The organism is Pseudoalteromonas sp. SR43-2, assembly GCF_014163885.1.
In the GTDB taxonomy this organism is placed as follows: domain Bacteria; phylum Pseudomonadota; class Gammaproteobacteria; order Enterobacterales; family Alteromonadaceae; genus Pseudoalteromonas; species Pseudoalteromonas distincta.
Genome location: NZ_JACJED010000019.1, coordinates 53319 through 65858 on the forward strand (window position 1 = coordinate 53319; position 12540 = coordinate 65858).

A 12540-nucleotide genomic window follows, 5' to 3' on the forward strand; every position below is an offset into this window, starting at 1 on the left:
TAGATAGTCAGGACAATTAATAGGTATTTCAATGGATAAAGTGTCGAGCTTAAATTGCGAACAAAGCACAAATTGGTTAACTAACATATATAAAAAATTAGTGACTAAAGCCTTTTCGTCAATTGAAACAGGCCAAATAATTTTAATTGATGCAAATGAGCGTACAGTTTTTGGTGACTCATCTTCAGTTCTAAAAGCAACAATTATAGTAAACGATAAAGCTATGTATAAAGCATTTGCATTATCTGGTAGCGTTGGCGCTGGTGAAGCGTATATATTGGGGCATTGGTCTTGTGACAATTTAACCTCTTTCATTGAGATATTTGCTATAAATGAAAAGCAACTTGATGAGTTTGAAAAGAAATTCGCATTTTTTAGTAATATCACACATCGGTTTAATCATATAAAAAACAAAAATTCTGAATCGGGTTCTAAGAAAAACATCGTTGCTCATTATGATTTAGGTAATGATCTGTACGAATCATTTTTGAGTAAAGAAATGCTCTACTCAAGTGCCGTATATCCTACAAAAGAAGCGACACTTGAAGAGGCTCAACAATACAAGCTGAAACGCATTTGTGAGCAAGTTGAGCTTCAAGAAAATGATTCAGTAATTGAAATTGGTACAGGGTGGGGTGCTTTTGCTATATATGCAGCCACACATTACGATTGCCATGTAACAACTACAACCATATCTGATGAGCAACATGATTATGTCGCCAACAAAATTGTTGAACTTGGTCTTGAAAGTAAAATAACATTACTCAAGCTCGATTACAGACTACTAAAAGGTAAATACGACAAGCTTGTTTCTATCGAAATGATAGAAGCGGTGGGCCATGAGTACTTACCTAGCTTTTTTACCCAATGTGGTGAACTGTTAAAAGATGACGGTGCCATGCTCATACAAGCAATTACTATTGGCGATCAACGTTATAAGCATTACTTAAAAAACTCTGACTTTATCCAGCAGTATATTTTTCCAGGTGGGTGTTTGCCATCACTCAACGAAATGAGTGAACAGATTAAAAATAATACCGACATGGTAATTCATACTGTTAATGATATTGGCGCACACTACGCAAGAACATTAGCAGACTGGCGAAGCCGTTTTATAAAAAGCTGGCCTGATTTGGACCGCTCAAAATTTGATGAACGTTTTTATCGTTTATGGTTATTTTATTTTGCTTATTGCGAAGGCGCGTTTAGAGCCAGAGCTACAAGTACGGTGCATTTAATGGCGCGTAAACCACGTTTTGTTAGCGATAACGATGATATTGCGCTCGGTTACTAATTTTGTTTTATTTCAAGCAGTGTGGTTTTTATCATTGCTGCTTGAAGCTGATTCGCTACTTTTTAGTGGATTGATTATTGTTTTAATGTTTTGGTTGTCAAAACAAAAAAAACAAGACACCTTACTACTGATTAAAGCACTACCTTTAGCACTATTATTAGAATTTATAGCAGTAAAGTTAGGCTTGTTAGAATTTAAAGTTTATCCCTTCCCTCTATGGCTCGTCTTTTTATGGGCTGCGTTATTACTTTCTTTAAATACTTCTATGGTTTTTTTGAGTAAATTAAAGCTTTGGCAGGCCTTTTTAGTATGCATGGCTTTTGCGCCAGCAAGTTATTGGGCTGGAGCACGCTTTGAAGTAATAAGTTTAGGTTTACCTTTATGGCAGTTTTGGCTCGTTTACGGTGCGCTTTGGTCTACAGTGTTTACTGTTATTCTTTTTATAAACCAAAAAATCAAGTTATTCATCAATCGCTGATCGCCCACAATTCCCATTTCGTAACATTACTCATTGACTCAAGGGAGCTTATTTTGAAATTTTTACTAAAGGCAGTTACTTTTTATTTGCTTACAACTTCAATTGTTTTAGCTAACACACAGTTTAACAAAGTAGGCGAAGCACGAATGGAGTATTTATTTTGGGATGTATATGACGCGGTTTTATTTACCCCTTCAGGTAATTACAGCGCAGGATCGCATCCTATTAAATTTAAACTTACCTATTTACGTGACTTTGAAGCTAAAGAAATCGTAAAAGCAACAAATGAGCAGTGGGAGCATATTGGAAAAAAAGAGCTAGCAGACAAATACGACAGTAAATTATTGTCTATTTGGCCTGATATTAGACAAGGTGATTCGCTAACGTTAGTCACAAATAAGCAGGGTATGAGCACTTTTTATCATAATGATGAAAAAATTGGCGAAATAAATGAACCTCAATTTTCGAGTGATTTTTTAGCCATTTGGCTGGATGAAAAAACGTCTGAGCCGAAACTACGAAAGCAACTATTAGGGAATTAATATGAATGTATTTAACGCGTTTAAAACAGCTCTTGTAAGCTTATCTGCTTTGTTGCTGATAAGCTGTTCGGCACCAAATGTAGAGCATTATAAAAATACATCGCCAAACTTTGACTTTAAAACATTTTTTAGTGGAAATTTGAAAGCCTACGGTGTCGTACAAGACTTTAAGGGTGAATTGACCCGAAAGCTTGTCGTAGATATGAATGCGACTTGGGACGGTAACCAGGGCGTTATTGAAGAAGACTTTGTTTATGACGATGGCGAAACTCAAAAACGTATTTGGAAAATAACGTTAAATGAAGACAATAGTTTAACGGGTGTGGCAGATGATGTTATAGGTACAGCAAAAGGTAAAAGTGATGGCAGCGTATTTCATTGGAATTACGATGTAGAGCTTCCATACGATGGCAGTACTTTAGAAGTGAATTTTGATGATTGGATGTACCTGGTTACACAATCGCGCTTGATAAACCGCACATCTATTGTTAAGTTTGGTGTCGAGGTCGGGGAAGTGACCTTAGTGATCGAAAAAATATAGCTTATTTACCCAGTTGCTTAACTTGCGCCAAAATTGTACTCAAATTAAGTCTTTGTTAACCCAACACGCTGTATTTTACAGAGAATTATTTAAATTTTACTCATTTTTTAAGAATTTAAGCAAAAAATGCAATTTGCTGTTGCTAACTCTTTAAAAATGCATAAAGATAGGTTTTGCGAAGGCAAAATAATAACGAATAGGAATCTAACAATGAATAAAGCTCAATTAGTTGAAAAAATTGCTACTGATGCAGAAATCTCTAAAGCCGCTGCTACTCGTGCTCTTGACGCGTTTACAGGTGCTGTAACTTCTTCTTTAAAAGAAGGTGATTCAGTAGCATTAGTTGGTTTTGGTACTTTCTCAGTAAAAGAACGTGCAGCTCGCACTGGCCGTAACCCACAAACGGGTGCTGAGATCCAAATCGCAGCGGCAACTATCCCAAGCTTTAAAGCAGGTAAAGGTCTTAAAGACCAAGTAAATCCTTAATAGGTTTAACGAATTAAATTAAAAAAAGAGCTAATTAGCTCTTTTTTTTTATGTTTAATAAAGACATCAATTGATGCCTTTATATTATAAATTTATGCTTTTAAGGCTTTATCACCTCGACCAATGCCAACAGCGCCAGAACGTACAACTTCAATAATATCGGTTTCATGACGAAGAGTGTCTAAAAACGACTCTATTTTGTCTGTACTGCTCACTAGTTGTAGACTATAGCTTTGTCGGCCCATATCTAATATAGCACCTTGGAACACATCAACTACTCGCGTAACCGCTGCACGAGTCGTCTCGTCTTGAGCAAATACCTTAACAAGCAATAGCTCACGTTCAATGTGACTCATTTCTGTTAAGTCGATAATTTTAAGCACGTCGACTAGTTTGTTAACCTGCTTTGTAATTTGCTCTACAACTCTGTCATCACCCATAGTGGTAATGGTAATACGCGACAATGATTGATCGTCAGTTGTGCCCACAGTTAGGCTGTCGATGTTATATGCACGTTGTGAAAAAAGCCCAACAATACGTGATAGGGCACCTGGTTCGTTTTCTAATAAAATAGATAAAATACGACGCATTATGCTTTTACTCCTTTACGTAACCACATCTCATCAATGCCGCCTAACTTAATTTGCATTGGGTATACATGTTCTTTTTCATCAACGTTTATATCTAAAAAGACTAATCGGTCGTTAATTGACATTGCTTTATCGATAGCAGGTTGTAACTCATCTAGTGTGTTTACTTGTATGCCTACATGGCCGTAGCTTTCAACTAACTTAACAAAATCAGGTAGTGAATCCATGTAAGATGATGAATGACGCCCACCGTAAACCATGTCTTGCCATTGGCGTACCATACCTAAAGAGCGGTTATTAAGTGATACAACTTTTACCGCTAGGTTGTACTGTAAACAGGTTGATAGTTCTTGAATATTCATTTGAATAGAGCCATCACCCGTAATACACACAGACTCTTTATCAGGAAAGGCTAGCTTTACGCCCATTGCTGCAGGTAAGCCAAAGCCCATAGTGCCTAGGCCGCCTGAGTTTATCCATTGACGAGGATGCTTAAATGGATAATATTGCGCTGCAAACATTTGATGCTGACCAACGTCTGAACTTACGTAAGCATCGCCATTAGTAGCTTTATAAACCGCTTCTATCACGGCTTGTGGCTTAATTTTGTCGCCATCAGTGTTGTAGCTTAAGCACTTTTGTTCGCGCCAGCTGATAATTTGTCGCCACCAATCTTCTTGCGCGCTGCGGTCTATTTTAATTGGGCTTTTATCAATACCCGCTTGTAGTTGTTCAAGTACGGTTGCTAAACAACCTACAACTGGTATGTGTGCTTTAATTGTTTTAGAAATTGAAGTTGGGTCAACATCAACATGAACAATTGTGGCATTAGGGCAAAACTTTTGAACATTATTAGTTACCCTGTCATCAAATCGGGCACCAAGCGCTAAAATCACATCGGCGTTAGCCATTGCTTTGTTTGCCTCAAGCGTGCCGTGCATGCCTAACATACCTACAAAGTTTGGATGCACACCTGAAATACCACCCAATCCCATTAGTGTATTTGTAATGGGGGCATTTAATGATTCAACTAAATGCGTTAATTGCTCTGATGTATTTGAAATAACAATACCACCACCAGAGTAGATAACCAGTTTTTTGGCCTCTAAAATCGCTGTTACGGCTTTGCGAATTTGTTTTGAGTGCCCTTTAGTATTAGGGCTGTACGTTCTCAACTCGGTGGTTTTAGGAAATTCGTATTCAAACTTAATAGCAGGGTTAAGCATATCTTTTGGAAGCTCAACAACGACAGGACCTGGGCGACCAGTGCTAGCAATATAAAAAGCTTTAGCTAAGATTGTAGGGATGTCTTTAGCACTTCTACAGTTAAAACTGTGTTTAACTACAGGGCGAGAACAACCCACAATATCGGTTTCTTGGAATGCGTCGTCGCCAATCAAATTTGTAGGCACTTGGCCTGATAACACAACCATAGGAATTGAATCCATGTAGGCCGTTGCAATACCTGTAATACAGTTTGTAGCGCCAGGGCCTGAGGTTGCAAGTACAACACCAACGTCTCCAGTAGCGCGGGCATAGCCGTCAGCCATATGTGTTGCAGCTTGTTCGTGACGTACTAATATATGTTCAATGTCATCTTGCTGAAAAAGTGCATCATATAAGTCTAAAACCGAACCACCGGGATAGCCAAATATGTATTTTACCTTTAACTCTTTTAATGCCTGAACTACTAGTTCAGAACCATTATATTCTTGTTTGCTCATCCTCATTCCTCTGTGCGCTTTTTTATGCATAAAAAAACCCCCGCGTAGTGCGAGGGTTTTTAAAAAGCAGTATCACCTTTTAATACATCCCCGCTGGGCTTATAACTAAGACCAGTACGAGTACGACTAAAAGATTAATGTGTGTGTTCATAGTTTTTACTCTACTTAGCAAAACACTGCTTTTAAATTAAAGATTTTGTATAGGTTTATTTTTAAGGGTTTTAAGCCTTCATGTCAACCTTGAAAGCTGTTTTTTGCATTTTAAATTCGTTTTGTGGCTTTTTTTAATTTAAACCTGCAGAAAACCTATGTTTAATTGAGTTTACTGGCAGAAATTATGCATTTTAGATTGTAAGTTCGATTATAGATATAAAAGAGTGTGAGAGACCATTAGCTTTAATTGCATATGTTAACTATATGTTTTTATCGCATGTTTAAATTTCTATTATTAGGTATGATTGCTACATAATTATGTTTGAGGAAAACACAGTGAAAAAAGTGACGTTAATTGCGCTTTTAACTACGCTATTAAGCCCTATGGTGGCGGCTAATAACTTAAGTCCGCATGATGTTGGTATAACTAACGAAGAGCGTATTTTATATTGGCTTAAAAAAAGAGACCAAATATCTTCAAGTGAGTTAGATAGTTCATTTAAGTTATATATGAGTAACAAAGACGTTGCCAATCACTCTATTAAAAACGGCTTTAGGCTATTTAAATCCTCTTCCAACGTTTTTTCAAATACAAATAAACAACAGGTCACTTTTTCAACGTCGCTAGTGCCAGATCAAAGCGTTAATGATGTGAAAGTGTTAGCTATTTTAATTGATTTTCCTGATCTTAAACATGACGACAATCAACTTGTAGAGCAAGACACCGATATGTTTTACGCTGATTATTCAACTGAGCACTATCAGCAAATGCTTTTTAATACTCAAGGTTATACAGGCCCTGATGGACAAAGCTTAAAAACGGCTGCTGATTATTATAAAGCGGCTTCGGGAAATAGCTTAAACTTTAGCGGGCAGGTATATGGCTGGGTAACCGCTAATAGCAATGCAAAAATATATGGTGAGCGCCAAGGCAGTACACGGGATATAAATGCGTCCGCTTTAATTAAAGAGGCTGTGGAGAAAGCAGTTGCAAAGTTTAATATTAATTTAGCGGATTATGACTTAACTGATTTAGATGATATTGATGGCGACGGTATCCTTAATGAACCTAATGGCATTATTGACCATGTAATGGTATTTCATTCAAGTATTGGCGAAGAAGCGGGTGGCGGTTACCTAAGCACCGATGCTATTTGGTCGCACCGCTACTATGTATTTGATGAAAATAGCGGGCCGAGCGAGATTGCAGGCAGCAACATTAAGCTCTTTGGTTATACCATTAACCCTATTGATGCCGGGATTGGTGTGGTTGTGCATGAATTTGGGCATGATTTAGGATTATTAGATGAATACGACTTACAATCTAACACGGTAGGTGAGCCTGTCGCGTCTTGGTCAGTTATGTCGACAGGAAGTTGGGCTGGTTCGCCAAGAGGCTCAGAGCCAGTTATGTTTAGCCCTTATGCGCTTGAATATTTACAAAAGCGGTACCAGGGTAACTGGGTTAACCAGCTTACGCTTGATATGGATGAGATAGAGGCTAACTCACAGCAAACATTAATTAATACTGCGAGTACTTCACAACAGCAAAATCAAATAAAAATATCACTACCACCAAGGCTCGAAAAATTTAGGGCTCCAGTAGAAGGTGATTTTCAATACTATTCAAATACGGGCGACAATATTAGCAACAGCTTAGCTAATACAATAGCGCTACCAAGCACAACTGAGACACTTACTTTAAGCTTTATTGCTTATTACAGTATTGAGCGCGATTACGATTTAGTTCAAGTAAAAGTAGATGGCGAGCCAATCGCGAGTAATTATACGCAAGCGCTTAATCCATACTACGGTGATATTGGTCCGTATATCTCAGGTGATTCATTTCTTAATAGTGATGCTAAGCAACCTAACGGCTATTTGACCCATAAGTTTGATTTATCAGCTTATGCTGGGCAAACAATTGATTTAAAAATTGAATACATAACAGATGCGAACACACATTATTATGGTTTTGTTGTTGATGATATGCGCATTGAGCAAAGTGATACTTTAATTTGGCAAAATAATGCACAAGATCAAGTTAACACTGTGTTTAATGGCTTTGAAAAAGTTGGTAGTTACACATATGCATCGCCATCACATTACTATTTACAACTGCGTTCATACACAGGCGTTGACAGTAGTTTGCAAGCAGAGCAGTACTCACCGGGGTTATTATTGTGGTACAGCAATGAATCTCAAGCAGATAATAATACTACCGAGCATCCAGGCAGTGGTTTTGCATTAGTGGTAGATGCCGATCAGCGATCAATAAATAAAGGTAGTACGCAAACTCCGGCAGCTTCAGCAATTCAAATACGTGATGCTGCTTTTAGTCTATATCAACAAAGGGCAGGGTTAGGTGATGATGATTTATCAGCTATCACCGGGTTTACTGATAAAACCGATTATAGCTTTGCAGCGCAAAAACCATCGGGTGTTGTGCTTCCACAGGTTGGTTTTGGGTTTAGTATTATAAGCCAGTCAACAGACAGTGAAGATATAGAAGTAGAGCTTACTTACGATGTTACTAAGGGAATTAATTTTACTAAAAACGGTTTAACCGTTAATTTTAGTGTAGAAGGTTTTGCACTTACTCCAGCGGACAAATTTACGTGGAGTTTTGACGACGGGAGCTCCAGCACAGAGTTAACGCCTACTCATGAATACCAAGACTATGGCACTTATAACGTTGAGTTTATGGCAGATAATGGCACTTCACAGCAAGTAGCTGTAGCACAAGTTACATTAGTTGAACCATTAACTGTAAGTGAAATTGAATATGAAATAAACCAAGGAACTTTAACAGCTGAGGTATCGCTTACAGGTGGAGTTGCACCGTATACTTATAATTGGCAGCTAGGAGATGGAAGTACTTTAGCGACTCAATCGCTTACGTATAATTATTTGTACTCTGGCGATTACCAAGTAACGCTTACAGTGACAGATGACGACGGCACTGAACAATCAAAAGCGATTGATGTAACTGCTAATGTTCCGCTTAGCATAAACGCAAACGCTACAGTTAGTGATTTAAGCGCACAATTTAATGCCCAAGTAACCGGCGGCTTTAATAGTTACACTTACAGTTGGGATTTTGGTGATGGCAGTGCGTTATCAAATTTACAAAACCCAAGGCATACTTATCAAGCTGACGGGACTTATAACGTAACGTTGAATGTTACTGATACTCAAACCAATGATACTTTTACTCAAGAGTTATCTGCTACTGTACAAAAACAACAAAGTAGTTCGGGTTCAAGTGGCGGATCACTGGCGGGTTTATTAGGATTACTACTGTTAAGTTTATTTAGGTTTAATACTAACTTGCATAAATACATTAGGTAGTAAACGCAGTTAGCAAACATAAAAAAGCCCGCTAAATTAGCGGGCTATTTAAATTAATAACAAATATTAATTATAAACGGTCAATTACTGATTGAGTGAAATCAGTTGTACCGTGGCTGCCACCTAAATCGCGAGTAGTACGGTCACCTGATTTAATTACATCAGCAACAGCACTACGAATACGCTCTGCAGTATCGCCCATATTTAAATGCTCAAGCATTTGTATAGATGCTAAAATTACAGATGTTGGGTTAGCTAAGTTTTTGCCAGCAATATCAGGCGCGCTACCGTGTACAGCTTCAAAAATTGCTGCATCTTCACCAATGTTAGCACCAGGTGCCATACCTAAACCGCCAACTAAACCAGCACAAAGGTCAGATAAAATATCACCAAATAAGTTAGTCGTAACAATTACGTCAAACTCTTCAGGTGTCATTACCAGCTTCATACATGTTGCATCAACAATCATTTCATTTGATTCAATTTGTGGGTAACGCTCAGCTACTTCACGTGCTACTTTTAAAAACAAACCAGATGTTGATTTTAAAATGTTAGCTTTATGAACTGCAGTTACTTTTTTACGACCTTCGCGTACCGCTAGCTCGTATGCAAAAGTTACGATTTTTTCTGCGCCTTCACGCGTAATTATCGATTTTGCTTCTGCTTCATTACCGTCTTCACTTACTACTTGGCCAGCACCTGAGTACATACCTTGCGTGTTTTCACGAATAGTAATGATATCAATATCGTCGTAACGTGCTTTAGTACCAACAAATGATTTAACTGGACGTACGTTAGCGTATAAACCGAATTGCTTACGAAGTGTTACGTTAATAGATGTAAAACCTTCACCTACAGGCGTAGTTAATGGGCCTTTAAGAGTGATTTTGTTTTTAGCAATTGTATCAACTGTTTCTTGCGGTAATAACTCACCAGTTTTTTCAAGTGCAGCAAGGCCAGCATCAACAAATTCATAATCAAAGTCGCAACCTGCGGCTTTTAATATTTCAAGTGCTGAGTCGATAATGCTCGGACCGATGCCGTCGCCTTTGATCACTGTGATGGTTTGTTTGGCCATTGACTTTTCCTTTAAAGAGTTTGATTTGCACATAAATTATTACTCTGAGAGAGTAACCGCTTGTTAGAACATTTATGTGAACGTGCTTGAAAATTTAAGGGCGCATTTATACCAATTTATCACCCATTTTGCTAGTTTATACAAAAAATACTGGGTATACACGAAAGTTATAATGGGTATAAAGACATAAAATAGCGCCTAATAAACTAAATACTATTAAACAACTCAAGAGATTCTAATTGTTGATAAAAATCAGCTTGGTTATGCCACTTGAGTATTTTTAGCTGTTCATTTAACGTTTGCTGCTGCCACGGAGTTAGCGAAAGTTCTGGTTTAAACACATTTTGAGCAACAACCTTAAGTGTGATCCAAAGTTTATGGGCCTCAGTTAAGTGCTTTTTAGGTGTTTGCTCTGCTTCTAAGAGTGCTGCTGACCATGGGTTATCACTCAATAAATGAGTAAGCTGTTGTGTTAGTTGTTCGGTGTTAATTGAACTTACCCCAAAAAATGAGCAAATAGGGGCACTCAATGTTTTATTTGGTGTGTCGTCAATCAGCGTTTTACGAGAAAGCTGTGTCCCGCACTGCGTTAATAAAAAATGGGCGTAAGCGTATAAAGGTAAAGTGATGTGCTCAAACTGGTCGTGATCATTTTTACTAACCAATAAAGCCATTATTTTTACTAATCCATTTAATCTGTTAGTCACGTAGGCTTGCAATGGATGTGGGGTAACATTAACTAATTGTTCAAAAACAACCCGTTGAATTATTGCAGGTGCATTATAATAACCGACCATAGATAAACTATGTTTTAAGTCTTTTGCGGGCTGATGTTCTTTATTATATGGTTTTACTGCCTCGCATAAATTAGCAATTACGAGAGGGTGAGGCGCCATCAGCAGGCTTAATCCTTTATAGCTGTATTCGTGCTGTAACTTAATATTACTTATTAGCTCAAGTAAAGATTGTGCCTTATCAACCTCAAGCTCACTTTGTGGTTTTACATGTTCACTGTTAAATACTTTAAAGCTAATGGTTTTATCAGTGCAATGCCATTGTTTTGGATTTTCGTTAAGCGTTGCTTTTACTCTGTACCAGGTTAATTTATTTGGATTTTCTGTACTAATTAAAACATGCCGTTGTTGTGCATCAGTTGCTAAATAAATCATGGTTTGCTCAGCGTATAAAACGCGGCTTCCCGGTAATAATGGCCCTAAATGCGCTATTAGTGATTTAATTAATTGCAGTGCGAACAAGTTAGGTGTGCGAATGTACAAATCGGTAAGTGCTTTATATAAGCTAATATGTTTATTAGCCGTATTGCTCGTAATGTTCATGCTAATAATATTTGCTAGAGCAATCAGCGTTATGCCCCCATCGTAAAGCATTATTTTAGGAGCACTTACCAATGCTTGTTTATATTTATTTAATTTAGCTAGTAACTGCGTAACAGGTTTGGCTGAATCGCCACTAGCTAACATTACTTTTGCTGCTAACTGATGACGCATTTTCCAAATTTTTTTATCAGAATCTTGAAAAGGTGTTTGCTCGCAAAGCTTGTTTAATTGCGCTCCAACACATAAATGTTCAATGAGAGTAGCGGCTATGTATAGCTCACTTAAGGCACTATTATAATTTTGAGACTTACACAGTGCGGCAGTTATGACGCTCTGACTAACAACTAAATTTGTTGCATAAGAATAACTTGGATTATAAAGCGTTAATCGGGATTGTAATGCGAGTGGCTGTTTGCTGTAGAGCACTCTATATTGCTCAGCTAGCTTACTTGCCATTGGATATAGAGCTGTCCATTTTTGTTTATTGTTATAATAACTTAAAAACAGCTGCGTATTATTAAGCAGCTGCTCTAAGGTAGTTGAAACAGCTTCATCCATTAAACCTTCACCTAATTTTGTTCTTGGTATTTATTGTATGCACTCGGGCCCCATAAAAACAGCTGCCCATTTTTAAATAATAGGCCAGTACATTCATCCATAGTGGTAATACCGTCAGATGTTTTATGTTGTGTACGATAAAAAACTATCTGAAATACTTGTTCACCATCTCGTTTGGCATAAGTAAGATCGGGGCTGCCTAAGTAATCAAGAACACTATTTAGTGTTGTTGGCTTCTCAAGTGATAGTTTTTCGATGTAACGTTTATTGAAAGCCTCTCGGTCTTGCCAAATCATAGCTTGAGGATCGTCTTTATAAAAGGTAATCACCAATGCAGCTATCAGTGCATATAGCCCTAAACCTAAAATTAAATATCGGATAAATTTTTTCAATATGGCTTACTCTGAC

General features: G+C 37.7%; 11 protein-coding genes. 6 read left to right on the top strand and 5 right to left on the bottom strand.

Annotated elements, in window-relative coordinates; all coding sequences use genetic code 11:
- Window positions 1-31: 31 nt before the first annotated feature.
- The 5 genes from H5120_RS15380 to H5120_RS15400 all read left to right on the top strand — a co-directional run bounded on the left by H5120_RS15380 (window position 32) and on the right by H5120_RS15400 (window position 3341).
- Window positions 32-1294, top strand: coding sequence for a cyclopropane-fatty-acyl-phospholipid synthase family protein (locus H5120_RS15380; protein WP_182675426.1), 1263 nt, complete (start codon window positions 32-34; stop codon window positions 1292-1294).
- Window positions 1272-1772: a DUF2878 domain-containing protein gene (locus H5120_RS15385; protein WP_149603678.1), complete on the top strand. Its 501-nt coding sequence runs from the start codon at window positions 1272-1274 to the stop codon at window positions 1770-1772. Before H5120_RS15380 ends, H5120_RS15385 begins: the two co-directional genes overlap by 23 nt.
- 53 nt (window positions 1773-1825) lie before the next feature.
- Window positions 1826-2314: a chalcone isomerase family protein gene (locus H5120_RS15390; RefSeq protein ID WP_182675427.1), complete on the top strand. Its 489-nt coding sequence runs from the start codon at window positions 1826-1828 to the stop codon at window positions 2312-2314.
- A gap of 1 nt (window position 2315) precedes the next feature.
- Window positions 2316-2855 carry a DUF3833 domain-containing protein gene (locus H5120_RS15395; RefSeq protein WP_182675428.1) on the top strand — a complete coding sequence of 180 codons (540 nt, stop codon included), beginning with the start codon at window positions 2316-2318 and terminating at the stop codon, window positions 2853-2855.
- Window positions 2856-3065: 210 nt separating this feature from the next.
- Window positions 3066-3341 (top strand): HU family DNA-binding protein, encoded by a 276-nt coding sequence (locus H5120_RS15400; RefSeq protein ID WP_002962474.1) that lies wholly within the window; start codon window positions 3066-3068, stop codon window positions 3339-3341.
- A gap of 92 nt (window positions 3342-3433) precedes the next feature.
- Here the strand turns inward: H5120_RS15400 and ilvN are convergent, their stop codons facing one another.
- Together ilvN and H5120_RS15410 are read right to left on the bottom strand one after the other, a co-directional pair.
- Window positions 3434-3931 (bottom strand): acetolactate synthase small subunit, encoded by a 498-nt coding sequence (ilvN, locus tag H5120_RS15405; protein ID WP_002960314.1) that lies wholly within the window; start codon window positions 3929-3931, stop codon window positions 3434-3436.
- On the bottom strand, window positions 3931-5655 hold the full coding sequence (locus H5120_RS15410; protein ID WP_024596926.1) for an acetolactate synthase 3 large subunit: 1725 nt from the start codon (window positions 5653-5655) through the stop codon (window positions 3931-3933). The genes ilvN and H5120_RS15410 overlap by 1 nt, the downstream gene beginning before the upstream one ends.
- 489 nt (window positions 5656-6144) lie before the next feature.
- Between H5120_RS15410 and H5120_RS15415 the strand changes: the two genes are divergently transcribed.
- Window positions 6145-9159 (top strand): immune inhibitor A domain-containing protein, encoded by a 3015-nt coding sequence (locus tag H5120_RS15415; RefSeq protein ID WP_182675429.1) that lies wholly within the window; start codon window positions 6145-6147, stop codon window positions 9157-9159.
- 70 nt (window positions 9160-9229) lie between these two features.
- Here H5120_RS15415 and H5120_RS15420 read toward each other — a convergent pair whose 3' ends face one another.
- The 3 genes from H5120_RS15420 to H5120_RS15430 form a co-directional block, all read right to left on the bottom strand.
- Window positions 9230-10237 (bottom strand): isocitrate dehydrogenase, encoded by a 1008-nt coding sequence (locus H5120_RS15420; RefSeq protein ID WP_039487666.1) that lies wholly within the window; start codon window positions 10235-10237, stop codon window positions 9230-9232.
- A 206-nt stretch (window positions 10238-10443) separates the two neighbouring features.
- On the bottom strand, window positions 10444-12132 hold the full coding sequence (locus tag H5120_RS15425) for a hypothetical protein (RefSeq protein ID WP_182675430.1): 1689 nt from the start codon (window positions 12130-12132) through the stop codon (window positions 10444-10446).
- An 11-nt stretch (window positions 12133-12143) separates the two neighbouring features.
- Window positions 12144-12527, bottom strand: a complete 384-nt coding sequence (locus H5120_RS15430; RefSeq protein ID WP_182672401.1) for a DUF3192 domain-containing protein — start codon at window positions 12525-12527, stop codon at window positions 12144-12146.
- Between the last annotated feature and the right edge of the window lie 13 nt (window positions 12528-12540).

What these genes read in the sequence shown, in the direction of transcription:
- H5120_RS15380 (WP_182675426.1), top strand. Translation starts at nt 32, where the DNA reads ATGGATAAAGTGTCGAGCTTAAATTGCGAACAAAGCACAAATTGGTTA.
- H5120_RS15385 (WP_149603678.1), top strand. Translation starts at nt 1,272, where the DNA reads ATGATATTGCGCTCGGTTACTAATTTTGTTTTATTTCAAGCAGTGTGG.
- H5120_RS15395 (WP_182675428.1), top strand. Translation starts at nt 2,316, where the DNA reads ATGAATGTATTTAACGCGTTTAAAACAGCTCTTGTAAGCTTATCTGCT.
- H5120_RS15400 (WP_002962474.1), top strand. Translation starts at nt 3,066, where the DNA reads ATGAATAAAGCTCAATTAGTTGAAAAAATTGCTACTGATGCAGAAATC.
- ilvN (WP_002960314.1), bottom strand. Translation starts at nt 3,931, where the DNA reads ATGCGTCGTATTTTATCTATTTTATTAGAAAACGAACCAGGTGCCCTA.
- H5120_RS15410 (WP_024596926.1), bottom strand. Translation starts at nt 5,655, where the DNA reads ATGAGCAAACAAGAATATAATGGTTCTGAACTAGTAGTTCAGGCATTA.
- H5120_RS15420 (WP_039487666.1), bottom strand. Translation starts at nt 10,237, where the DNA reads ATGGCCAAACAAACCATCACAGTGATCAAAGGCGACGGCATCGGTCCG.
- H5120_RS15425 (WP_182675430.1), bottom strand. Translation starts at nt 12,132, where the DNA reads ATGGATGAAGCTGTTTCAACTACCTTAGAGCAGCTGCTTAATAATACG.